Source organism: Streptomyces sp. NBC_01294, assembly GCF_035917235.1.
Lineage (GTDB): Bacteria > Actinomycetota > Actinomycetes > Streptomycetales > Streptomycetaceae > Streptomyces > Streptomyces caledonius.
In genome coordinates this window covers 1298051-1320371 of the sequence record NZ_CP108423.1, presented here as the reverse complement: position 1 = coordinate 1320371, position 22321 = coordinate 1298051, and the positions used below count along the sequence as shown (strand labels likewise).

Sequence of the window (22321 nt, the reverse complement as noted above, 5' to 3'; positions counted from 1 at the left end):
TTCTCGATGAGGGACCGGACGGACGCCACCGCCTCGGCCCACGCCTCCGCGTCACCAGCGCCGGTACGGCCCGCGCCCCGTCCGGCACCGGCACCGGCACCGGCACCGGCACCGGCACCGGGACGGACGCCGACACCGGCGCAGCCCCCGACGCCGGAGCCCGAGTGTCCCTCCGCCCCGCGCCCGCTCGGTGCGCACCGCCGCCGGCCCGGCTCCTTCGCCGACCGGCTGACCGCCCCGCTCCCCGGCGTCCGCGCCTTCGCCCGGCTCGCCCGCGAGGGCGCCTTCCGGCCCGGACCCGAAGGGCTGCGCGGCATCCCCGACCTGCCGTACGAGCCGGATCCGCTGCCTGCCGCGCCCCCCGGCACGGTCTGCGTCACCTGGGCCGGGCACGCCGGCTGGGTGCTGCGCACCGGCGGGCTGACCGTGCTGACCGACCCCGTCTGGTCCCGGCGGATCCTTGGTACGCCGACCCGGATGACTCCCGTCGGGGTCCGCTGGGAGGATCTGCCGCCAGTGGACGCGGTGGTGATCAGCCACAACCACTACGACCACCTCGACGCCCCCACCGTCAAGCGGTTGCCCCGGCACACGGCCCTGTTCGTCCCCGCCGGGCTCGCCGGCTGGTTCCGCCGCCGCGGCTTCACCAGGGTCACCGATCTCGACTGGTGGGAATCGGCCGAACTGGACGGCGTACGCTTCGAGTTCGTCCCCGCCCACCACTGGTCGAAGCGGTCCCTGATCGACACCTGCCGGTCCCTGTGGGGCGGCTGGATCCTCACCGACACCCTCAGCCCGGCCCCGAGGAAGGTCTACTTCGCGGGTGACACCGGCTACGGCCACTGGTTCGGCGAGATCGGCCGCCGGCACCCCGGCATCGACCTCGCCCTCCTGCCGGTCGGCGCCTACGCCCCCCGCTGGTGGCTCGGCGACGTCCACGCCGACCCGGAGGAAGCCGTCCGGGCCTGCCTCGACCTCGGTGCCCGCCGGATGGCCCCCATGCACTGGGCCACCTTCGTCCTCTCCGCCGAACCGGTCATGGAACCCCTGCACCGCACCCGGTCCGCATGGTCCCGCGCGGGCCTGCCCCGCGACGACCTGTGGGACCTCCCGATCGGCGCCTCCCGCACCCTGCCCGACCCGTAGGTCCCCGGAGGGGACGGACCACGTACGACCCGGCGTGGCGGCGCGTGGTACCGCGAGCACGGCGATCTGCCGCAGCGCCGGCCGGCCGTACGGTGCGGGCATCCAGGTCCGCTAGGCGGTGTCCTGACGCCCGTCCGTCCCCCAGCCGAGCTCGACCGACCGGCGGCACCGGCCGGGTTCGTCTCCCGCGGCGACGAACAGGGCGGTCATCAGAGGGACGTTGTGGGAGAGCGCTTCGCGCGGCAGGGGGCCCGTGGCGACGAGCGAAGCGAGTCCGTGGCCGATGGCCCAGCTCTGCGTCGCGAGTTCCAGCGGGTCGACGTCGTCGCGGAAGCGGCCGGCCGCCTTGGCGCGCTCGACGGCGCCGACCAGGCAGTGCAGGGACCGGTCCGCCGCGTCGGCGTCCTCGAGTTCGAAGCCCGCGTCGAACATGACGCGGTAGAGATCGGGGTTCTCCAGGGCGTTGGACACATAGGCGGCTCCCAGGGCGGCGAGGTCGCGCACCGGATCCGCGGACGTCGACACGGCCGCGAGTTTGGCGGCCAGGCGCGTGAAGCCCTCCTGCCGCAATGCCTTCCAGAGGCCGTCCATGCCGCCGAAGTAGGTGTAGACGGCCATCGTCGATACGCCGGTGCCGGCGACCAGCGAGCGGAGCGTCACCGGTTGCCGCGTCCGGAGCATCTGCGCCGCTCGGTCCAGTAGTTGAGAACGGACCCGCGGATCTTTCACCCTCGCCATGGCGCCATATTACATAGCATCGCTATGCTTCGATGGGCTGCTGCTCCTGCCGCCCTGGATGCCGAGGAGGGCCCATGTCCGTCACGCTGGTCAATCCCGAGGGATTGCCGAAGCCCGATGTCTACCGGCAGTTGTCGATCGCCACGGGATCGAAGCTGGTGTTCCTCGCGGGGCAGGTCGCCCGCGACGCAGATGGCCGGCCGGTCGGTGAAGGGGATCTCGCCGCACAGGTCGAACAGTGCTACCGCAACATCAACACGGCGCTGACCGAGATCGGCGGCTCCTTCGACGACGTGGCGAAGCTGACCGTCTACGTCGTCGACTGGAGCCCCGAGAAGATGCCGCTGCTGGGCGAGGGGGTGGGCCGGGCGGCGGCCGCGCTGGGGATCGACCCGGTCAAGCCGATCACCCTGCTGGGCGTTGCGGCGCTGGGGGAGCCGGACCTCCTCGTGGAGGTCGAGGCCACCGCGGTCATCGAGTAGCCCCCCCGGCGCCCATCGGCCGCGGTCCGCCCGTCGACCGCCGCCCATCGACCGCGCGACCGGACCCCGCCGCACCCTAGTGGTGCCAGGCCCGGCCGCCCGTGTTGTGGATGAAGCGCTGCAGCACCTTGAGGGTGGCCAGGTACTCCTCGTCCGAGATGCCGGCGTGCCGCTCCGCCCACAGCTCCTTCTGCAGGGCCGCGGCCTTGTCGAAGAACTCCCTCCCCTCGGAGGTGATCCCGAGGCGCTCCTCGGCGTCCTGCGTGATCCAGCCCCGGGCGATGGCCGTGTCGATCTCCTCGGCCACCATCTCGCCGCCGACGGCGAGGTAACCCTGCAGGATCCGGGTCACCTCCTCGCGGGTCTTCACCTCCGAGGCCTGGGCCACCTGGGCCAGGATCCACCACTGCGGCTGGGTGGTGCCGATCCCGGCGAGCGCGCCGCGGGTGCGGGTCACGACCGCGTCGTAGGCGGCCCAGCTCCAGTAGCCGATGGGCTGCTGGATCAGTTCGGCGTCGTCGTGCGAGTACTCCATGGTGGATCCGCTCCGTTCGCTGTTCAAGATCGCCCGTTGAGGAAGACCCTAGAACCCGAAGCGCACTTGAGGTCCAGGGCCTGTTTCCGCTCAGCCGGCGGTGGCGGCTCCGAACCACTTCGGGAGGTGGTCGAGCAGGTCCCGCTGGTCCTCGCCGACCCATGCCACGTGGCCGTCCGGGCGCAGCAGCACGGCGGGAGCGTCCAGTTCCTCGCTGACGTCGACGACGTGGTCGACCCGGTCCGCCCAGCCCGCAACCGAGAGCCGGCCGGTCTGGTCGAGCAGCAGCCCGCGGCCTGCGTGCATCAGCTCGTACAGGCGCCCCTGCTTCAGCTCCAGGTCACGCAGCCGCCGGCCGAGCAGGTCGTGGCCCTCGCCGAGGTCGTAGCGCACCCCGACCGCAGTGATCATCTCGGTGACGTACCGGTTCACCTCCTCGAAGTCCAGCAGCTTCGAGAACAGTTCCCGCAGCGCGGTCGCACCCGCGTCGGACCCCAGCAGCACGCCCTGCGCGAGATTGCTGGTCAACACGCGGGCGCCCTCCGGGTGCCGTTCGGCGTGGTAGCTGTCCAGCAGCCCCTCCGGCGCCCAGCCGGCCACCTCGGCGGCCAGCTTCCAGCCCAGGTTGAACGCGTCCTGGATGCCGAGGCTGAGCCCCTGGCCGCCGGTCGGCGGGTGGATGTGCGCGGCGTCGCCGGCCAGCAGCACCCGGCCGACGCGGTAGCGCTCGGCCTGCCGGCTGGCGTCGCCGACCCGGGACAGCCAGCGCGGCGAGTGCACGCCGAAGTCGGTGTTGGCGAACACCCGCAGCCGCTCCTTGAACTCCTCGAAGGTCGGCGCCGTCCCACGCTCCTCGGAGACCCCTTCGGCGGGCACGATGACGCGGTACACCCCGTCCCCCATGGGCACGGTGCCGAACCGCACGTGGGTCTTGCGGATCTCGGCCGTGACGGCGGCCAGCGTCGCCGGATCCTCGGTCACCTCCATGTCGCCCAGCAGCGTCTCGACCTTGGCGGGCTCACCGGGGAAACCGACGCCGAGCAGCTTGCGCACCGTACTGCGGCCGCCGTCGCAGCCCACCAGGTAGCGGGCCCGCAGCCGCGTGCCGTCGGCCAGTTCGGCGGTCACTCCGTCCTCGTCCTGGCTCAGCCCGACCAGTTCGCAACCGCGCCGGATCTCGGTTCCGAGTTCGACGGCCCGCTCGGTCAGCAGGCGCTCGGTGTCCGGCTGCTGGATGGTGATGCCGTACGCGTGTGCGGTGTCCACCCCGGCGGGCCACGGCTTGGCGATGCCCGCGAAGAACCCGCCGACCTGGAACTTCTCGCTGACCGCGAGGAACCGGTCCAGCACCCCGCGCTGGTCCATCATCTCGACGCTGCGCGCGTGCAGGCCCCGCCCGCGGGACTCCTTGGTCGGCTCCGTCAGCCTCTCCAGCACGACCACCTGTACGCCGTGCAGCCGCAGCTCGCTCGCCAGCATCAGTCCGGTCGGCCCACCGCCGGCAATGATCACGTCAGTCATGGAAATCCCCCGCTCGACACACTCGCCTGGTCAGCCGGCTGCTCGGCGCAGTCAGGCGGCGCGGACACCCGCGCGTCCGCGCCGAGTGCCCGCAGCCGCACCGCGACATGGACGTCGCGCAACCCCGCTTTTCGCAGGTCCCGGCTTCGACCGCTGATTCTGCATCATGATCCACATCTTGCCGCAAGGCCCCCCGTGGGCTATATACCTGAAAGCGGCAAGGAGCGGACAACCCCCCTTGCCTGCGCCCTACTGATCCTCGCGCCGGGCGCGCAGGCGGCGCCACAGGGCCGGGCCCGCGCTGATCAGGAGGGTCAGGCCGACGGCCAGGGCCACTCCCTTCCAGGGTTCGGTGAAGAGCGAGCCGCCCAGGATGCCGATCAGGCCGTACGTCGCCGCCCAGGCCAGGCACGCCGGGCCGTCCCCGCGGGCGAAGCGGCGCAGGGGCATCTGGGCCAGGAGACAGGCCAGCATCACCGGGATCCGGCCCGCCGGCACCAGCCGCGAGACGACCAGGACGAGCACGCCGTGCTCGTCCAGCTTCGTCTGCGCCTGTTCCAGCCGCTCCGGCGTGGCCCGGCCGCGCAACGCCTCCAGCCAGCGCGAGCCGCCCCGCGAACGCACCCCGCGCTGCCCCAGCCAGTACAGCGCGAGGTCCCCGGTGAAGGCCGCCAGCGCCGACACGCCGAACACCAGCAACACCCCCTGGGGAAGCGGCTGGTGGTGGAAGGCCACCACCGCCGCCGAACTCACGATCGCCCCCGTCGGGATCACCGGCACCAGCGCGCCCAGCGCCACCAGCAGGAACAACGCCGGGTATCCCACCGCCTGCTGGGTGGCCTCCGGCGGCACCTGGCCGGCCCCGGCCGCGAGTTCGCGCCACGTCACGGCAGCCGCACCCGCTCGCCGTGGCCGGGCACCCGTACGGTCACCTTCGGCGCGAGCTGCCGTGCGAACCGCTCGAACTCGTCGCCCGGCGCGTGGAATTCGTGCGGCCGCACCGCGTCCATCCCGACGGGCCAGTACGTCCCGTAGTGCACCGGCACCGCCGCCGCGGGCGCGAGCCGGGCCAGCGCCCGCGCCGCCCGCCCCGCGTCCAGGTGCCCGGGGCCCAGGTACGGGCCCCAGCCGCCCACCGGCAGCAGGGCCACGTCCACCGGCCCGACCTCCTCGGCCATGCTGTCGAACAGCCCGGTGTCCCCGGCGAAGTAGGTCCGCGCCGCGCCCTGGACCACGTACCCGAGCGCCGGCGCGAGGTGCGGCCCGAACGGCAGCCGCCGCCCGTCGTGCCGCGCGCTGACGGCCCGGACCCGTACGCCGTCCCGTACGTCGACCTCCTCGCCCGGCGCCACCTCCGTCACCCGCAGCCCGCGCAGCCCGGCGACCCGCGCCAGCCCCGGCACGGCCCGGCGCGCCCCGCGCGGCACCAGCAGCCTGGTCCCGGACGCGAGGCGCTCCAGCGACGGCAGGTGCAGGTGATCGGCGTGCAGGTGCGACACCAGCACCACGTCCGCCACCGCGGCCTCGGGCGGGGGCACCGCACCGCGCCGCCGCCGCAGGTGCGCGAGCCGCCGCGCGAACAGCGGGTCCGTCAGCAGCCGCACCCCGGAGTCCTCGACCGTGCACGTGGCATGACCCCACCAGGTGATCTCCACCGGCACCCGGCCCTCCCTCCCTCGCGCCTCGTTCACGAGCGTAGAGGCTGCCCCGTGGATCCGCCGGGAACCGGAACTGCCCGGCCCCTCCTCTCGGGCGGCGGATCGGAGTAGGGTCCGGCGGCATGGAAGAGTTGCGCGTGGCCGCGATCGCCAGCCTGGCCCCGCTCGAAGACCTGGACGCCGACCCGTTCGCCGTGGACACCCGCGGCCAGCACGCCATGTGCGCGCGCTGGGCGGCCGACCGCGGCTACGTGGTGACGAAGCAGTTCCTGGTCTACGGGTTGCGCGCCGACCACTGCGGCCTCTGGTCCGACATCGACGCCGGGCAGGTCGACCTCTTCGTCGCCGCCAACCACCGGGTGCTGGCCCGCGCGCTGCGCTCCGTCGAGGAGTTCACCGCCGAGTGCGAGCGGCGCGGCGTACGGCTGGAGACCGCCGGGGACGACGAGCCCCGGTACACCTCCGCGATGAAGGCCGAGGTGCACCGCCGGCTCTCCATGCCGACCGCGGGCTACGACGGCACCTGACCCGACCCGACTCGCCCCCGACGGCACCTGACCCGACCCGACCTGCCCCGCCCCTCCCCGCCACGACTTCGCCTGACCCCGGCCTGACCTGCTCACCCGCACCCCTGTGCGCCGTACGTGTCACCCGGCCGGCGGCGCCCCGCTGTGCGAGCCTGGAAGGCGGGACGGGGCGCGCGGGAGGTGGCGGAGTGGGGCGAGGACGGTGGCGGACCGCGGGCAGCGCCCTGGTGCGGGTGATCCTCGTCTGGGCGGTGTCCACCCTCACGATGCTCGCCCTGGCCGGGATCCTGCCGGACTTTCGGCTCCAGTCCGACGACGGCGACAGCGTCACCCAGATCGGGCTGACCGCCGCCTGGGGCGCCGGGGCCTTCGGTCTGCTGAGCGCGCTGGTCTGGCCGGTGCTCGTACGGGCCCTGCTGCTGGTGCCCGCCCTGGTGCTCGGGCTCCTCGTCTTCTTCCTGAACGGCTCGCTCCTGCTGATCGCGCTCAGCCTGATCCCGGCCGGCCACGGCGAGGCGGCCCCCGAGACCGCGGTGGTCGTGGCCGCCGTGATGTCCGCGGTGGCGTCGGCGACTTCCACCGCGCTCGCGGTGCGCGACGACGAGGCGTACCGGCGCCGGCTCTACCGGCTCGCCGACCGGCGCCGCCGCCGGCAGGGCCGGGCCGGCCAGGCGGGCCGGGCCCGGTCCGGCGCGGCCGCGCCCGGGCTCGTCTTCCTCCAGCTCGACGGGGTCGGTCACGAGGCGCTGCGCCACGCGTGCGACAGCGCGCTGATGCCCACCGTCGCCGGCTGGCTGGACGGCAGCCACCGCCTCGCGTCCTGGCGCACGGACTGGTCGAGCCAGACCGGAGCCAGCCAGCTCGGCATCCTGCACGGCTCCAACTTCGACGTGCCCGCCTTCCGCTGGTACGAGAAGGACACCGGCGAGGTGGTGGTCTGCAACCGGCCCACCAGCGCCGCCGAACTCCAGCGGCGGGCCATCGAGCGCACCGGGTACGGCGGACTCCTCACGCACGACGGGGCGAGCCGGGGCAACCTCTTCAGCGGGGGCGCCGACCAGTTGGCGCTCGTGCTCTCGGTGTCGGCGCGGCGGGGCCGGGCGAACCGGTCCCGCGCCGGCTACTTCGCGTACTTCTCCGATCCGGCCAACGCCGTCCGCACGGCCGTGTCCTTCGTCGCCGAGGCGGCCCGGGAGGTCGGCCAGTCGCTGCGGGCCCGGATCCGCGGGGACCGGCCGCGGGTGGCGCGCGGCGGGCTGTACCCGCTGATCCGGGCCTTCGCGACCGTGGTCGAACGGGACGTCGTCGTCGCGGCGGTGATCGGCGACATGCTCGCCGGCCGCGCCGCGGTCTACGCCGACCTGGTCGCCTACGACGAGGTCGCGCACCACTCGGGGCCGCACGGCCCGGACACCGACCGGGTGCTGCAGCGCCTCGACCGGAGCCTCGCGCTGATCGCCCGGGTCGCCGAGCACGCACCGCGGGAGTACCGGATCGTGCTGCTGTCCGACCACGGCCAGAGCCCGGGGGAGACCTTCCTCGGCCGGTACGGACTGACCCTGAAGGACCTGGTCCGGGCGGGCTGCGGGCTGCCGGTCTCCCGCCGGGCCGGCCGCACCCGCAGCGGGGCCGAGGCCCGGGCGGCCGTCCTGGCGGCCCTCCACCGGCCGGTGGAGGAGGGCGAGGAGGCCCACCCGGGGGCGGGCTCCGACCCGGTGGTGCTCGCCTCGGGCAACCTCGCCCTGATCTCCTTCCCGGACATCCGCGGACGGGCCTCGCGCGAGCGCATCGAACGCGCGCACCCCGCCCTGCTGGCGACCCTCGCGAACCACCCGGGCGTGGGCTTCCTGCTGGTGGACGGGGTGGTGCTGGGCCCGGGCGCGGCGGCGGCCCGCCTCGACGTCCCGGGGGAGGCGGAAGAGCTGCTCGCTCCCTTCGGGCCCGGCGCGGCCGAGGCGGTGCGCCGCACCGACGGCTTCCCGCACGTGGCCGACATCATGGTGAACTCGGCGTACGACCCGGGGACGGGCGCGGTGCACGCCTTCGAGGAACAGATCGGCTCGCACGGCGGCCTGGGCGGGGAGCAGGGGGCGCCGTTCCTGATGTGGCCCGCGGAGCTGTCGGACCCGGGGACCGTACTCGTCGGCGCGGAGGCGGTGCACGGCGTCCTGCGCCGCTGGCTGCGGGAGGCGGACGGGCCGCAGATCCCGCTGGCTCCGCCGGGCGGGCCTGTGGCTGCGTCGGAGGGTGAGCCCGCACCCGCGTCGGCCGGTGAGCCTGTGCCCGCGCCGGCGGGTGAGCCCGCACCCGCGTCGGAGGGTGAGCCTGTGCCCGCGCCGGTGCGGCCCGCCGTGGGGAGGCTCGGTCGGAGGTCCGGTCGGAAGTCCGTTCGGAGGGTTGTGCGGGCGGTGCCGCAGGATTCCCCGCCGGAGGGTGCCGACGGCGGAATCTTTCCTTCCGGAGGGACTCCCGCGCGGGACGAAACCCGCTGATTTGGTGCCGCCCGTACCGTGGCCGACCATGTGTCCCGACCTGCCCACGATGTGAGACAGACCGAGGCGCACCACCGATGACCAGCACCGTAGCCCCGCCGCCCACCGAGACCCACAGGACTGCGGAGCCCCGCCCGCAGGGCGACCGCCGCTTCGGCCTGCCCGTCGCGACCTGCCTGGTCATGGGCAACATCATCGGCGGCGGGATCTTCCTCCTCCCCGCCTCGGTGGCCCCCTTCGGCACCATCAGCCTCGTCGCCTTCGGCGTGCTCACCCTGGGCGCGATAGCCCTCGCCCTCGTCTTCGGCCGCCTCGCCCACCGGCACCCGCAGACCGGCGGCCCGTACGTCTACGCCCGCGCCGCCTTCGGCGACTTCGCCGGGTTCCTCGCCGCCTGGAGCTACTGGATCACCACCTGGGTCTCCAACGCGGCGCTCGCGGTGGCGGCCGTCGGCTACCTCACCGTGCTCGTGCCCGGCATCGGCGAGCACAAGTGGTCCATGTGCCTGGCCGCCCTCGCCGTGCAGTGGCTCCCGGCGCTCGCCAACCTGGCCGGCACCCGCTGCGTCGGCGCCGTCCAGCTGGTCTCCACCGTGCTGAAATTCGCCCCGCTGCTGCTCGTGGCCGTGGGCGGGCTCTTCTTCTTCGACCCGGCCAACCTCGGCCCCTTCCAGGCCACCGACCAGAGCGCGGTCGGCGCCGTCTCCGCGTCCGCCGCGATCCTGCTCTTCAGCTACCTCGGCGTCGAGTCCGCCGCCGTCAGCGCGGGCGAGGTCCGCGACCCGGCCCGCAACGTCGGCCGGGCCACGATCCTGGGCACCGCGGGCGCGGCCACCGTGTACCTGCTCGGCACCCTCGCCGTCTTCGGCCTGGTCGCACACGAGAAGCTGATCTCCTCCGAGGCCCCCTTCACCGACGCCGTCAACGCGATGTTCGGCGGGACGTGGGGCGGCACGCTCGTCGCCTGCGCCGCCGTGATCTCGATGGCCGGCGCGCTCAACGGCTGGACCCTGCTCAGCGCGCAGACCCCGTACGCCGCCGCCAAGGACGGGCTCTTCCCCCGGGTCTTCGAGACCAGGAGGCGCGGCGTCCCGGTGGTCGGTGTCCTCGTCACGGTCGCCCTCGCCTCGGCGCTGACCGTCTACAACCACACCGCCGGCTCGCAGCGCGTCTTCGAGGTCCTGGTCCTCGTCACCACCTTCACGGCGACCGTCCCCTACCTGCTCTCCACCGCCGCGCAGATCTACTTCCTCGCCTCGGGCCGGTCCGACCGGGTCCGGCCCGGCCGCCTGGTCCGCGACGCCGCCCTGGCCTGCCTGGCCTTCGGCTTCTCGATGTGGCTGGTCGCCGGCTCCGGCTACGCGGCCGTCTACCAGGGCGTGCTGTTCCTCTTCGCGGGCGTCCTCGTGTACGCCGTGATGGCCGCGAAGAAGCAGCGCGCCGCCGCCCCGCCTGCGGCGCGGTAGCTTGGAACCAGAGGACAGTCAGGGGGGCTCCGAGGAGTCGCCATGTCCGCGATCAGGAAGAGCATCGACATCGACCGCACGCCGGAGGACGTCTACTCGTACCTCACGGACCTCACGCACCTGCCGGAGTGGCAGGACAGCGCCGTGGCCGCCGTCCCGATGGGCGAGCTCCCCCTCCACGTCGGTTCGCAGGTCGTCGTCACCCGCCGGATCGGCAGGCGGAGCATTCCCACGAAGATGGAGTACACGGAACTCGACCCGCCGCGGAGCTGGCACCTCCACGGAATCGAGGGGCCGGTCCGGCCGGACGTGCGGGGCACCATCGAACCCCTCGACGGCGGAGCCCGCTCCCGCCTCACCCTGGCCGTCGACTTCGAGGGCCACGGGATGGGCCGCGCCCTCGTCCCGGTCGTGGTCAAGCCCATGGTCCGCAAGGAGATGCCGCGGAGCGAGGAGAAGCTCAAGCACCTGCTCGAAGCGTGAGCGCCTCCCGTAAAACCGGATGCCTCCGGGTGCGTGGTGCGGCCACACTGGCCGCACCACGCACCCGACACCCCTGAGGACATCCGCGCTCGTGCAGGCAGCCGTCACCGTCACCCCCGCCCAGATCCCCGAACTGCTCCTCGGCCTCGCCACTGTGCGGCCCGTGTTCCTCTGGGGGGCGCCCGGCATCGGGAAGTCCTCGCTCGTGCGGAAGTTCGCCGACTCGCTGGGCCTGGAGTGCGTCAGCCTGCTCGGTACGCAGCTCGCCCCCGAGGACCTGATCGGCATACCGCAGATCCGGGACGGCCGCTCCGTCTTCTGCCCGCCGGAGGCCATCGCCCGCGACGAGCCGTACTGCCTCTTCCTCGACGAGCTCAACGCCGCGAGCCCGGACGTCCAGAAGGCCTTCTACTCGCTGATCCTCGACCGCCGGATCGGCTCCTACGAGCTCCCCGCGGGCTCCATCGTCATCGGCGCCGGCAACCGCGCCACCGACAACGCGCTGGCCCGGCCCATCGCCTCCGCGCTGGTCAACCGCCTCACGCACGTCCACCTCCAGGCGTCCGCACGGGACTGGCTGGTCTGGGCCGGCGAGCACGGCATCCACCCCTGGGTCACCGACCACCTCACCGACCGCCCCGACCACCTGTGGTCGCAGCCTCCCAAGACCGAGGAGCCCTTCTCCACCCCGCGCTCCTGGCACATGCTCTCCGACGCCCTGCACTCCTTCGGCGCGGAGCTGGACGAGCAGACCCTGAAGGTGATCGCGCACGGCACCCTCACCCCCGCGCACGCCGTCTCCTTCTGCGGCTACGCCAAGATCGTCCGCCACAGCTTCGGCATCGAGGCGATCATGAAGGGCGACGCCTCCTGGCCCACCCGCCCCGCCGACCGCGATCTGCTCTACTACCTCGCCGAGGCCTTCCGGGGCCGCCTGGTCAAGGAGCTGCCCGCGCGGCGCGAACACGTCTCGCCCGCCCTGCAGCAGACCGCCTACCGCGCCAAGGCGCTGCTGGTCCAGCTCGCCGAGATCTCCGTGGAGGTGGCGCAGACCGTCATCGCCGACGACGCCGACGGCCTGCCCGTGCTGCCCTCCTGGTTCCTCGTGGAGGCCGCCCGGGACATGCCGCGCCTGGTCGAGGCCCGCCGATGACCGGGCCCCGCCCGGGCGCGGGCGCGCGGACCGCCCCGGCCCGCCGAACGGGGGCCGGCGCATGAGCCGGACCGGCCCGCGCGGCAAGAACGGCAAGGAGGCCAAGGCCGACCCGGCCACCCGGGCCTTCACCGAAGGCCTGACCCTGGTCAAGCGGAATCCGGCCCTCGGCGCGGTCGACGCGAAGATCTGCCGCCAGGCCAAGTGCTCGGACAACCCGGCCGGGGGACTGGCCGTCGTGACCTCCAACGGCATGATCCACGTCCACCCCACACGGCGCGCCGAACCCGCGGAATGGGCCTGGACGATCGCCCACGCCCTGCTCCACCTCGGCTTCGGCCACGTACCCGCCGCCGCCGACCGCCGCCGCCCCCAGCCCGACCGCTTCGACGTCGCCGCCCGCTGCGCCGTCGTCAACCGCTTCCTGCTGACCTTCCCCGTCGGCCGGGCCCCGGACCACCTGCCCGCCGCGTACCCCGGCGGCGACGAGGAGCTGCTCGCCGCCCGCTGGCGCCGCGACGGCATCCCGGCCGCCTACGAGCACTGCGGCACCGCCGGGGACCACCCCGACCAGGTCCTGGCGTCCTGGAACGCCTGGCAGAACGCGCCGGTCCCCGACTGGCAGACCGCCTTCGCGCACGCCCTGACCCGCAGCGTCTCCGCCTCCATGGAGGTGGCCGGCGGGCGGCGCGACCGGGTCACGGGGGAACGCGTGGCGCAGCGCCCCTGGGACCGGGCGCTGAACTGGTTCGTCTCCTCCTACCCGCTCCTCGGAGGGCTCGCGGCCGGTCTGACCGTCGTCGCCGACGCCGAGCTCGCCCGCTCCCAGGGCATCGCCGTCGCCGCCGTCAGCGCCACCGCGGGGGAGATCTACGTCAACCCGCTGCGCACCTTCGAGGACGAGGAATGGCGGTTCATCCTGGCCCACGAGATGCTGCACGCCGCCCTGCGCCACGGCGGGCGCCGCGGCGCCCGGGACCCGTACCTGCACAACGTGGCCGCCGACTACGTGGTCAACGGCTGGCTCGTGGAGATGGGCGTCGGCGAGATGCCGGCCGGGCTGCTGTACGACCCGGCGCTGAAGGACCTGTCCGTGGAGGAGGTCTACGACCGCATCACCACCGACGCGCGCAGGATGCGACGCCTCGCCACCCTGCGCGGCAAGGGCCTCGGGGACATCCTGGGCGAGCCGCTGCCCCACGCGGGCAGCCTCCCGTACACGGATCTGGACGAGTTCTACCGGCGCGGCCTGGTCCAGGGCTTCGACCTGCACGCGGCGGGGGAGCGCGGCCTGCTGCCCGCCGGCCTGATCCAGGAGATCCGGGCCCTGGCGCACCCGCCCGTGCCCTGGGACGCCCGGCTGGCCCGCTGGTTCGACGAGTACGTCCCGCGGCCCGTGGCCGTACGGTCCTACGCGCGCCCGGCCCGCCGCCAGGCCTCCACCCCGGACATCCCGCGGGCGGGCCGCCACTTCCCGCCCGAGGAGATCGCCCGCTGCACCTTCGGCGTGGTGCTCGACACCTCGGGATCGATGAGCGCCGCCCTGCTCGGCAAGGCGCTGGGCGCGATCGCCTCGTACGCGGAAGCCCGCGACGTACCGGCGGCACGTGTCGTCTTCTGCGACGCGGCGCCGTACGACGCGGGCTATCTGCCCCCGACCGAGATCGCGGGCCGGGTACGGGTGCGGGGGCGCGGCGGGACCGTGCTGCAGCCGGGCATCGACCTGCTGCAGCGGGCGGAGGACTTCCCGCCCGGGGCCCCGGTGCTGGTGATCACGGACGGGTGGTGCGACACCCTGCGGATCCGGCGCGAACACGCCTATCTGGTTCCGCAGGGTGCCTCCCTGCCGTTCACCCCCAAGGGGCCCGTCTTCCGACTGGCCTGAGGGCTTAGTCGAGGTAGTCGCGCAGCACCTGCGAACGCGACGGGTGGCGCAGCTTCGACATGGTCTTCGACTCGATCTGGCGGATGCGCTCACGGGTGACCCCGTACACGCGGCCGATCTCGTCCAGGGTCTTCGGCTGGCCGTCGTTGAGGCCGTAGCGCATGGAGACCACGCCCGCCTCGCGCTCCGAGAGCGTGCCCAGGATCGACTGGAGCTGCTCCTGGAGGAAGGTGAAGGACACCGCGTCCGCGGGCACGACCGCCTCGGAGTCCTCGATGAGGTCACCGAACTCGCTGTCGCCCTCCTCACCCAGGGGGGTGTGCAGGGAGATCGGCTCGCGGCCGTACTTCTGGACCTCGATGACCTTCTCGGGGGTCATGTCGAGTTCCTTGCCCAGCTCCTCCGGAGTGGGCTCCCGGCCGAGGTCCTGCAGCATCTGGCGCTGCACACGGGCGAGCTTGTTGATGATCTCGACCATGTGGACGGGGATGCGGATGGTGCGCGACTGGTCGGCCATGGCACGCGTGATCGCCTGCCGGATCCACCAGGTCGCATACGTGGAGAACTTGAAGCCCTTGGTGTAGTCGAACTTCTCCACGGCGCGGATCAGGCCGACGTTGCCCTCCTGGATCAGGTCCAGGAAGAGCATGCCGCGGCCGGTGTAGCGCTTGGCGAGGGAGACCACGAGACGGAGGTTGGCCTCCAGCAGGTGGTTCTTCGCCCGGCGGCCGTCCTCGACGAGGATCTCCAGCTCGCGCTTGAACGCGGGCTTGTGGTCCTCCTCCTCTTCGAGCTTGTACTCGGAGAACAGGCCCGCCTCGATGCGCTTGGCGAGCTCCACCTCCTGCTCGGCGTTGAGGAGCGGCACCTTGCCGATGAGCTTGAGGTAGTCCTTGACGGGGTCGGCGGTGGCGCCGGCCACCATGACCGTCTGCGCCGGGGCGTCGTCCTCGTCGTCGTCGGACAGGACGAAGCCCTGGGTGCCGCCGGCCTTGGGGGTCTCTTCCTCGGCCTCGTCGGCGAGGTCCTCGGCTGCCCAGTCCTCGCCCTCGGCCGCGGGGGTCTCGCCCTCGTCGGCGTCCTTGGCGCTGGTCTTCTTCGCCGCGGCGGTCTTCTTCACGGCGGTCTTCTTGGCGGCGGCCTTCTTGACCGTGCGCTTCTTCGGCTCGGCGGCGGCCTCGGCCGACGCCTCGTCCGCGGTCGCGGCGGCCGGCGATGCGGATATCGCCGAAGCGGTGGTGGCCGCGGCCGTGGCCGAGGTCTTGCGCGCGCCGATGGGGCGGGGCGCGGCGGGGGCCTTCTTGGCGACGGTGCGGGCCGGGGCGGCGGCAGCCTTGCGGGGCTTCTTGGCGGCAGCCTTGGTGGCGGGGGCCGCGCTGACGTGAAGGGCGACACCCTCCTCGTCCAGGACCTGGTTCAGGCTGCGCAGGACCCGCTTCCACTGGTCCACCGGGATGCGGCCGGCCTCGAAGGCCTGGCGCACGTCGTCACCGTTGATGTGACCCTGCTCGCGGCCGCGCTCGACGAGCGCGACCAGGGCCTCGGATTCGGCGATCTCCGGAGGGAACGTACGGGACGGGCTGAGCGACACAAGGAGCCTCTCGTTGCGAACAGATATGGGGTGGGCGGGACATCATCGCGCGAACTCGGGAAACAGACCCGAGGGGGGTCTGTATTCCGGGCCGCGCGAGGACACCTGTCGGTTCATCGCATGCCCGAGTCGATTCGTTACGCGCTGAATTGAGTGACCTGCGCCACGCTGTGGCCACGCAACCCGATCCGGGGTGGATCCGTCCGCCCTCCCTTCAGCCCGTTTTGCGGGCTTCGACGAGGAAGCGGGCGGTGTGCGCGACGAACGGACCTTCGCGTTCGATCTGTTCGTGCAGCTCGCGCAGCCGGTCCCGGTACTGCCCGACCGTGAAGCCGGGCACCATCCAGATCACCTTCCGTAGAAAGTAGATCACGGCTCCGATGTCGTGGAACTCCGTGCGCAGTCGTTCGGAGCGCAGATCGAGGACTTCGAGGCCGGCCTTCGTGGCGTCGGTCACCGCGTCGTCGGGGTGCCGGCCGCGCCGGACCTCCTCCGGCTGCGGGCCGAGGAAGTACTCGACGAGCTCGAAGACGCTCGCCGGACCGACCTGCTGCGACAGGTAGGTGCCGCCCGGTGTCAGCACCCGCGCGATCTCCTCCCACCAGATGGTCACCGGGTGCCGGCTGGTCACCAGCTCGAAGGCCTCGTCGCCGAAGGGCAGCGGCGGCTCGTCGGAGTCCGCGACCACCACCGCGCCCAGCGGATGGAGCAGCCGGGTCGCCTTCGCGATGTTCGGGGGCCAGGACTCGGTGGCCACCGTCAGCGGCGGCAGCGGCCCGGCCCCGGCGAGGACCTCGCCGCCGCCGGTCTGGATGTCCAGTACCGACCGGACCCGGGCCAGGTGCTCGCCCAGCAGCCGCTGGTAGCCCCAGGAGGGACGCTGCTCGGTGGCCCTGCCGTCGAGCCACGAGAAGTCCCAGCCGTCGACGGAGACGGACTCGGCCTCCGCGACAAGATGGTCGAAAGTACGCGTCATGTACCGATCGTCCCAGGTCGGGCACCGTTCATCCAGTGGATAAGTCGACTACAGTGGTCGGCGGGCCGTGACTGGCGTTCGGGTGGATCACCACCGGGGAGCGGCCCGGCGTACCACGGACCTCCGGTACGTCGTCTGCCGCGCGCCTGGGCGAACCGCGATCCGCAGCGACGTTCAGGAGACCCCGTGACGACTGCCCAGACTGCCACCGCCAGTGCCCAGCTGATGGACGGCACCGCCCTCGCCCGCCGCATCTCGGAGCAGACCGCCGCCTACGCGGCGAAGATCACCGAGCGCACCGGCACCGCGCCCTGTCTCGCGACCGTGCTGGTCGGTGAGGACCCCGCCTCCGTCACCTACGTGCGGATGAAGCAGAACCGCTGCGCCAAGGCCGGGATCACCTCGCGCCACGTGGAGCTGCCGGCCGCGACCACCACGGAGGAGCTGGTGGCCACCCTCACCGCGCTCTCCGAGGACCCCGAGATCAGCGGCATCCTGCTCCAGCACCCCGTCCCGCACCACATCGACGAGCGCGCCGCCTTCGAGGCCATCGCCCCCGGCAAGGACGTCGACGGGGTCACCATGCACTCCTTCGCCGCCATGGGCTTCGGGCTGCCGGGCTTCGTCTCCTGCACCCCGGGCGGCATCATGCGGCTGCTCGCCGCGTACGACGTGGACCTGACCGGCAAGCACGCCGTCGTGGTCGGTCGCAGCGCGATCCTGGGCAAGCCGGCCGGCATGCTGCTGCTGGAGCAGAACGCCACCGTCACCTACTGTCACTCCCGCACCGTGGACCTCCCCTCGATCGTGCGCCAGGCGGACGTGCTGGTCGCCGCGGTCGGCAAGGCCGAATTCATCCGGGGCGAGGACATCAAGCCGGGCGCGGTGGTCCTGGACGCCGGGTACAACGAGGGCAACGTCGGCGACGTCCACTTCGAGTCGGCCGCCGCCCGGGCCTCGCTGATCACGCCGGTGCCGGGCGGAGTCGGCCCGATGACCATCGCCGTCCTGCTGGAGCAGACCGTGCAGGCGGCCGCCGCGCAGGCCGGGCTGGACCTCGCGGAACTCTGACCCGGGCCGCGCCCGGGCGCGTACGGCGAACGCCCCGGGCCCCCACGGGCCCGGGGCGTCGCGTTTCAGGCCTTGGTGGTCCCGGAGGCTCCAGGGGCCCCGGAGGCCCCAGAGGCCCCGGCGGCAGCGGCGGAGCGGGCCGCAGCGGCTGAGCGGGCGGCGGCGACGATGGGGGAGCTGCGGAATTCGCGGGCCAGGGCGGTCAGCGGCTGGCTGGACAGGCGCGGCGGCTCGGGGTCCCGGAGCGGTCCGCCGTCGGCGGCGGTGCGGCGCCCGCACGCGGCGGCGAGCATGGCGGCGTCGGCCACGGCCGCGGCCCGGGCCTCGCTCATGCCCTGCCCGCGCGCGGCCTCGTACGCCGCACCGCGCACGGCGGGGTCGAACCAGCGGGCCAGCGCCAGGATCCCGTCGTCGATGACCGACTCGCGGTGGATCAGCCGGATCCCGACGGGTGACCACCAGGTGAGCGGGACCGTCCGCACGCTGGACGCGGCGAAGCCGCGCAGGGCCTTCCACAACGGGTGCAGCCGCCGGTACTGGCTGAAGTCCCGCCAGGTCGCCGACCCGCCGACCAGCGGCACGATGAACCCGGTCGCCACCATCAGGGCCGCCCCCGAGGCCAGCGGCGGCGCCGTGTCCGTGGACAGGGCGTCCCAGTCGCGGCCGCTCCACCGGGCTCCCAGGGCGGTCCACTTGGCGACGAGGTAGCCGAGGTCCAGCAGCCCGCCGAGCATGATCAGCGCCAGCCCGGTCCGCAGCGGCCGCAGGCAGGGGTCGGTGCGCCGCAGCCACCGCGCGGTCAGCACGGTCAGTGCGGAGCTGCCCACGGTGTGCGCCAGCAGGTAGCAGACGACCATCTCCCGGATCCACGGCGTGTCCGCGTAGTACGTGTCCAGGTCGCGCAGGCGTTCCACCGGAGCGTCCCCGATCACGAACAGGACGACGATCGCCGCCGCGACGGCGCCGAACCCGGCCACCGTCAGCAGCGTGGCCCGGCGCACCGCGGCCGGCGGGCCGCCGCCCCACTGCAGGACGAGGACGACGCAGGCTCCGGAGAACGCGGTGATCAGGCCGAACACCAGCGGCGCCGAGAAGTTCGGCACACCGGTGAGGCGGTTGACCGCCGCGATCGTGGGGGGCGCCGCCAGGATCAGTACGAGGCAGCCCACGACCAGCAGCGCGCACACGGCCCGCATCAGGGGCTGGTCCCAGCCCCGGCGCAGGGTCGGCGCCTTGACCAGCAGGATCAGGATCAGCAGGCCCCCCGGCACGTAGAGGATGAGGCCGTCTGTCACCGGGCCCGGCCGACGGGGTCGGCCGGATCGGACCGCTGGTCGTCGAGCCCGGCGACCGTGCGCTCGGCGGCCGTGAGCGGCGGCGCCTTCAGCGCGCCCCGCTCCGACGCGCGCACGACGCGCCAGACCACCGACGGCCGCAGCCAGTGCGTGGGCGCACTGCTCATGGTGATGACCTGGAGGAAGGCGGCGGTGAGCGCCTCCCGGGTCGTCGCGCCCGTCATCAGCCGGCTGACGTAGGAGTTGAGCAGCCCGGCTCCGGCCCGCGGCTTCATGCCGGTGGCGCCCGGGTAGAGGATGTCCTGCGAGGTGGCGAGGTCCCAGGCGGTCGCCACCTGCGGGGCGATCGCGCGCTGCGCCTCCCGCCCGAAGGCGGGGTGGGCCAGTCCCTTGGCGCGGAGCAGGGCGCGTACGGCCAGCAGCCCCTGCGCGGCGACCGTCATGCCCTGTCCGTACAGCGGGTTGAAGGTGGCGACCGAGTCGCCGACGGCGAAGAAGCCGTCGGGCAGGTCGACCTTCTCGAAGTAGATCCGGCGGTTGGCGGTGCCCTGGGTGACGGCGACGTCCGTGAGGGGTTTGCGGCCCTCCAGGAGCTCGCCGACGATCGGGTCCCGGATGCCCTTGGCGAAGGGGATGAACGCGTCGGGGTCGCCGGTCGGCTGGCCGCCGCGGGTGCCGGACAGGGTGGCCTGCCACTGGCCGTTCTCGATGGGCACGATGGTGGCCGTCTGGCCCGGGACGGGCACGCGGGGGTCGGACTGCACGTTGACTATGGGGAAGCCCGACGCGTGTGCTCCGTCGGGCGCCTCGAAGATCCGGGTCGCGTAGACCAGGCCGGAGTCGACCTCGGCCTGCCGGATGCCGCCCACGCCGAGCTCCTGCAGCCAGCTGCGGGCGCGGGAGCCGCGGCCGCTCGCGTCGACCACGAGATCGGCGGGCACGAGCCTGCCCTCTTCCTCCGGGGTGTCGACGCGGACGCCGGTGATCCGGGCCGCCGTGCCCTCCAGCCCCCGTACGCGGCTGCGCTGGAGGGTGGACACGCCGTCCAGCGCGGTCACCCGGGCCCGGACCACCGAGTCGAGGAGGTCGCGGCTGCACGAGATGTTGAACTGCATCTCCGCGAAGCGCGGGATCCAGCCCTCGGCGGTCTTGGTGACCAGGTCGGTGGGCAGGCTGCGGCGGATCGCGCCCGCCGCCGTCCAGTCCTCGGTGATGCCGGGCAGGATGTCCTCGATCGCGCGCGCCCCGCCGGACCACATGACGTGGACGTGCCGGGCCTGGGGCAGTCCGCGGCGCGGCTCCGGGCTGTCCGGGAGGGTGTCGGCGTCGATGATCGTGACCGTCGCGTGCTCGGCCAGGACGGCGGCCGCGAGCAGGCCGGCCATGCTGCCGCCGATGACGACGGCGTGGCGGGGCGGGGAAGACTGGGTCATCGTGTCGTGCTCTCTGTCAGGGCCGTGCTGAGGGCATCGGCGCAAGGGGTGCGGCGGGGGCGGGGAGATGGTCACCGGCGTGACACTCAACGCCCCCAGCCGAGCGAGGTCTTGATGCGCTCGATCGCCTCGGGGAACTGTTGTTCCCGGGGTGGTGGCAGATAGGGCTTGAGGAGGCTGCCCAGGTACAGGCCGAAGGTCTCGGCCCTGATCTCCGCGGGGTCCTCCCGGTCGGCGCGGGCGGCGGCCTGCCGCACCACGGTGCTCAGCCCGGTGTCCGAGAGCAGGAGTTCGGCGAGGTCGCCGGTGCCGCCGGTGCCGCCGGTGCCGCCGGTCAGCCGGGCGGCCACGGCCATGCCCGGTCCGTGGCTGTCGCAGGTTCCCTCGTCCACGTGCCACAACTCATGGCAGGCGATGACGAGTTGATGCTCGGGGCGGGTCCGCTCCTCGACCACGATCAGGTCGCGCTCGTCCATCTCCAGCCACAGCCCGCTGGCCGTGTCGGGCGGGAAGGAGGCGAAACGGAAGTCGACCTTCCGCCCGCCGCGCCGCCGGCTGTACGCGCCGCACAGCGCCCCGATGAGCTCGGGGGCACCGCCCGGCGCCGACAGACGCGCCCCGGCCAGCAGCTCCCCGCCGAGCTGCCGCATGGCCCGCGTGGTCCTCATGAGGCGCCCCCCTCGGCCATCGGGTTTTCGGCGGTGGTCGGGTCGTCGGTGGTGCGGCCCTCCGGCAGCCGCCCAGGCGGTCGGCCGAGTTGACCCTCCCGCGCGAGCAGGTCGTCCAGATGGTCGGCGAGCGACTTCCAGCCCCGCGGGGAGAGCCGGCCGGCCCGCGTGACGATGCTCCGTACGTCGTGCGCCCGCATCACGGCCAGCATCGGGTTCTCCCTTTCCCGCTCCGCGGAGTCCAGTTCACCCTCGATCACCGCAAGGGCGGTGGAGAGCGCCTCGGCGTCGTCGGCCAGCAGGAACCCGCCCTCGACGCCGTAGAAGCGCTGGATCCCGGCGGCCGCGGCGAGGTTCGGCAGGCCTTCGCCCTGGGCGAGGCGGGTCAGCGACTGCCCCGACGCGTCGAAGGACTTGGCGATGGCCGCCAGCGAATGCGGCTGGCCGTCCTCCCGCAGGCGGGTGCGGCGCAGATGCTCGAACCGCTGGTGCACCTGCTCCTTGAGGGGGAGCCGGGGCGGTCTGCCGTCGAGGGTGAGCCGGATGGCCTGCGGGGTGATGCCGGTGAGGTGCGACAGGTGCTCCAGGTCGTCGCGGCCGTCCGGGACGGTCGTGGCCGACAGGGCGAGGGCCCGTTCCACCGCGCTCTTGCTGTCGGCGAGGAGGAAGCCGGCGTACACGCCGAAGAACCGCTGCACGCCCGCCGCATGGCCCATCCGGGGCAGCCCGGTGCCCGCGTTGAGGGGGCCGAGGGAGGCGCCGGGGGCGTCGAAGTCGTCGGCGATGGCCGCGAGCGGCCACTCCCGGCCGTGCTTGTCGCGCCGCGTGGCGCGCAGCCGCAGGAAGCGCTGGTGCACGCGCCGCTCCAGCGGAGCCTCGACGGCGGTGCCCGCCACCACCTGCGGGACGTACACGGGCTCGACGCCGGACAGGTGACTCAGCCGCTCCACCGACAGCACCGACGCCGGGTCCTGACCGCTCCGTTCCGACAGAGCCTCGACGCGACGCCAGATCGCGGCGAGATCGGGACGGACGGCGGCTCGCACCGGCGGAATCTCCATATGTCGACAAGACGTTCGAGTTGACGGGCTGCGTGAAGCCTAGCCTCCCGCCCCTGGCCGAACCAGGGAAACCCCCAACGTTTCCTGCCGTACAACTCAAAAAGGGTTGGCATGCCCCCGGCAGCCCTCGCCCCCGAGGC

General features: G+C 73.4%; 20 protein-coding genes and 1 riboswitch. Of the genes, 9 read left to right on the top strand and 11 right to left on the bottom strand.

From position 1 onward, the window contains the following. The first annotated feature begins 6 nt into the window (after nucleotides 1-6). Nucleotides 7-1146, top strand: a complete 1140-nt coding sequence (locus tag OG534_RS06145) for an MBL fold metallo-hydrolase (RefSeq protein WP_326587054.1) — start codon at nucleotides 7-9, stop codon at nucleotides 1144-1146. A 111-nt stretch (nucleotides 1147-1257) separates the two neighbouring features. On the opposite strand, the gene OG534_RS06140 is transcribed toward OG534_RS06145, so the two are convergent. After that, nucleotides 1258-1806: a TetR/AcrR family transcriptional regulator gene (locus tag OG534_RS06140; protein ID WP_326587053.1), complete on the bottom strand. Its 549-nt coding sequence runs from the start codon at nucleotides 1804-1806 to the stop codon at nucleotides 1258-1260. Nucleotides 1807-1958: 152 nt separating this feature from the next. On the opposite strand from OG534_RS06140, the gene OG534_RS06135 reads away from it, so the two are divergent. Next, nucleotides 1959-2366 carry a RidA family protein gene (locus OG534_RS06135; protein ID WP_326587052.1) on the top strand — a complete coding sequence of 136 codons (408 nt, stop codon included), beginning with the start codon at nucleotides 1959-1961 and terminating at the stop codon, nucleotides 2364-2366. Between the two features lie 76 nt (nucleotides 2367-2442). Here the strand turns inward: OG534_RS06135 and OG534_RS06130 are convergent, their stop codons facing one another. The 4 genes from OG534_RS06130 to OG534_RS06115 form a co-directional block, all read right to left on the bottom strand. Beyond that, nucleotides 2443-2901: a MarR family winged helix-turn-helix transcriptional regulator gene (locus tag OG534_RS06130; RefSeq protein WP_326587051.1), complete on the bottom strand. Its 459-nt coding sequence runs from the start codon at nucleotides 2899-2901 to the stop codon at nucleotides 2443-2445. 90 nt (nucleotides 2902-2991) lie between these two features. Continuing rightward, nucleotides 2992-4422 (bottom strand): rifampin monooxygenase, encoded by a 1431-nt coding sequence (rox, locus tag OG534_RS06125; RefSeq protein WP_326587050.1) that lies wholly within the window; start codon nucleotides 4420-4422, stop codon nucleotides 2992-2994. Nucleotides 4423-4671: 249 nt separating this feature from the next. Then, on the bottom strand, nucleotides 4672-5310 hold the full coding sequence (locus OG534_RS06120; RefSeq protein WP_326587049.1) for a DedA family protein: 639 nt from the start codon (nucleotides 5308-5310) through the stop codon (nucleotides 4672-4674). Then, complete coding sequence (locus tag OG534_RS06115; RefSeq protein ID WP_326593494.1) at nucleotides 5307-6083, bottom strand: MBL fold metallo-hydrolase; 777 nt, start codon at nucleotides 6081-6083, stop codon at nucleotides 5307-5309. The genes OG534_RS06120 and OG534_RS06115 overlap by 4 nt, the downstream gene beginning before the upstream one ends. Before the next feature lie 119 nt (nucleotides 6084-6202). On the opposite strand from OG534_RS06115, the gene OG534_RS06110 reads away from it, so the two are divergent. From OG534_RS06110 to OG534_RS06085, 6 genes are all read left to right on the top strand, one after another. Continuing rightward, nucleotides 6203-6607, top strand: coding sequence for a hypothetical protein (locus tag OG534_RS06110; RefSeq protein ID WP_326587048.1), 405 nt, complete (start codon nucleotides 6203-6205; stop codon nucleotides 6605-6607). 188 nt (nucleotides 6608-6795) lie between these two features. Continuing rightward, on the top strand, nucleotides 6796-9099 hold the full coding sequence (locus OG534_RS06105; protein WP_326587047.1) for a phage holin family protein: 2304 nt from the start codon (nucleotides 6796-6798) through the stop codon (nucleotides 9097-9099). A 77-nt stretch (nucleotides 9100-9176) separates the two neighbouring features. Continuing rightward, nucleotides 9177-10565, top strand: a complete 1389-nt coding sequence (locus tag OG534_RS06100) for an amino acid permease (RefSeq protein ID WP_326587046.1) — start codon at nucleotides 9177-9179, stop codon at nucleotides 10563-10565. Nucleotides 10566-10607: 42 nt separating this feature from the next. Next, nucleotides 10608-11048 carry an SRPBCC family protein gene (locus OG534_RS06095; RefSeq protein ID WP_326587045.1) on the top strand — a complete coding sequence of 147 codons (441 nt, stop codon included), beginning with the start codon at nucleotides 10608-10610 and terminating at the stop codon, nucleotides 11046-11048. A 91-nt stretch (nucleotides 11049-11139) separates the two neighbouring features. Then, the gene (locus OG534_RS06090; protein WP_326587044.1) at nucleotides 11140-12201 is read left to right on the top strand and encodes an ATP-binding protein; all 1062 of its coding nucleotides are present in this window, start codon (nucleotides 11140-11142) and stop codon (nucleotides 12199-12201) included. A gap of 61 nt (nucleotides 12202-12262) precedes the next feature. After that, complete coding sequence (locus tag OG534_RS06085; RefSeq protein ID WP_326587043.1) at nucleotides 12263-14086, top strand: vWA domain-containing protein; 1824 nt, start codon at nucleotides 12263-12265, stop codon at nucleotides 14084-14086. Between the two features lie 4 nt (nucleotides 14087-14090). Here the strand turns inward: OG534_RS06085 and OG534_RS06080 are convergent, their stop codons facing one another. Together OG534_RS06080 and OG534_RS06075 are read right to left on the bottom strand one after the other, a co-directional pair. After that, the gene (locus OG534_RS06080) at nucleotides 14091-15677 is read right to left on the bottom strand and encodes an RNA polymerase sigma factor (RefSeq protein WP_326587042.1); all 1587 of its coding nucleotides are present in this window, start codon (nucleotides 15675-15677) and stop codon (nucleotides 14091-14093) included. A 214-nt stretch (nucleotides 15678-15891) separates the two neighbouring features. After that, entirely contained in the window at nucleotides 15892-16653 is a 762-nt protein-coding gene (locus OG534_RS06075; protein WP_326587041.1) for a methyltransferase domain-containing protein, read from the bottom strand. A gap of 57 nt (nucleotides 16654-16710) precedes the next feature. Then, a riboswitch (ZMP/ZTP riboswitch) is annotated at nucleotides 16711-16812 on the top strand. A gap of 66 nt (nucleotides 16813-16878) precedes the next feature. Between OG534_RS06075 and OG534_RS06070 the strand changes: the two genes are divergently transcribed. After that, a complete protein-coding gene (locus OG534_RS06070) occupies nucleotides 16879-17724 on the top strand; it encodes a bifunctional 5,10-methylenetetrahydrofolate dehydrogenase/5,10-methenyltetrahydrofolate cyclohydrolase (RefSeq protein WP_326593492.1) in 846 nt (281 codons plus the stop codon). Between the two features lie 65 nt (nucleotides 17725-17789). On the opposite strand, the gene OG534_RS06065 is transcribed toward OG534_RS06070, so the two are convergent. The 4 genes from OG534_RS06065 to OG534_RS06050 form a co-directional block, all read right to left on the bottom strand. Next, nucleotides 17790-19019, bottom strand: a complete 1230-nt coding sequence (locus OG534_RS06065) for an MAB_1171c family putative transporter (RefSeq protein ID WP_326587040.1) — start codon at nucleotides 19017-19019, stop codon at nucleotides 17790-17792. Then, nucleotides 19016-20452: an NAD(P)/FAD-dependent oxidoreductase gene (locus tag OG534_RS06060; RefSeq protein ID WP_326587039.1), complete on the bottom strand. Its 1437-nt coding sequence runs from the start codon at nucleotides 20450-20452 to the stop codon at nucleotides 19016-19018. Before OG534_RS06060 ends, OG534_RS06065 begins: the two co-directional genes overlap by 4 nt. 86 nt (nucleotides 20453-20538) lie before the next feature. Then, a complete protein-coding gene (locus OG534_RS06055; protein WP_326587038.1) occupies nucleotides 20539-21120 on the bottom strand; it encodes a toxin-antitoxin system, toxin component in 582 nt (193 codons plus the stop codon). Further along, the gene (locus OG534_RS06050; RefSeq protein ID WP_326587037.1) at nucleotides 21117-22166 is read right to left on the bottom strand and encodes a hypothetical protein; all 1050 of its coding nucleotides are present in this window, start codon (nucleotides 22164-22166) and stop codon (nucleotides 21117-21119) included. The genes OG534_RS06055 and OG534_RS06050 overlap by 4 nt, the downstream gene beginning before the upstream one ends. Between the last annotated feature and the right edge of the window lie 155 nt (nucleotides 22167-22321).

Excerpts from the sequence above, each read along its gene's own strand:
- OG534_RS06145 (WP_326587054.1), top strand. The coding sequence starts at position 7 with ATGAGGGACCGGACGGACGCCACCGCCTCGGCCCACGCCTCCGCGTCA.
- OG534_RS06135 (WP_326587052.1), top strand. The coding sequence starts at position 1,959 with ATGTCCGTCACGCTGGTCAATCCCGAGGGATTGCCGAAGCCCGATGTC.
- OG534_RS06130 (WP_326587051.1), bottom strand. The coding sequence starts at position 2,901 with ATGGAGTACTCGCACGACGACGCCGAACTGATCCAGCAGCCCATCGGC.
- rox (WP_326587050.1), bottom strand. The coding sequence starts at position 4,422 with ATGACTGACGTGATCATTGCCGGCGGTGGGCCGACCGGACTGATGCTG.
- OG534_RS06110 (WP_326587048.1), top strand. The coding sequence starts at position 6,203 with ATGGAAGAGTTGCGCGTGGCCGCGATCGCCAGCCTGGCCCCGCTCGAA.
- OG534_RS06100 (WP_326587046.1), top strand. The coding sequence starts at position 9,177 with ATGACCAGCACCGTAGCCCCGCCGCCCACCGAGACCCACAGGACTGCG.
- OG534_RS06095 (WP_326587045.1), top strand. The coding sequence starts at position 10,608 with ATGTCCGCGATCAGGAAGAGCATCGACATCGACCGCACGCCGGAGGAC.
- OG534_RS06085 (WP_326587043.1), top strand. The coding sequence starts at position 12,263 with ATGAGCCGGACCGGCCCGCGCGGCAAGAACGGCAAGGAGGCCAAGGCC.
- OG534_RS06075 (WP_326587041.1), bottom strand. The coding sequence starts at position 16,653 with ATGACGCGTACTTTCGACCATCTTGTCGCGGAGGCCGAGTCCGTCTCC.
- OG534_RS06070 (WP_326593492.1), top strand. The coding sequence starts at position 16,879 with ATGGACGGCACCGCCCTCGCCCGCCGCATCTCGGAGCAGACCGCCGCC.
- OG534_RS06060 (WP_326587039.1), bottom strand. The coding sequence starts at position 20,452 with ATGACCCAGTCTTCCCCGCCCCGCCACGCCGTCGTCATCGGCGGCAGC.
- OG534_RS06055 (WP_326587038.1), bottom strand. The coding sequence starts at position 21,120 with ATGAGGACCACGCGGGCCATGCGGCAGCTCGGCGGGGAGCTGCTGGCC.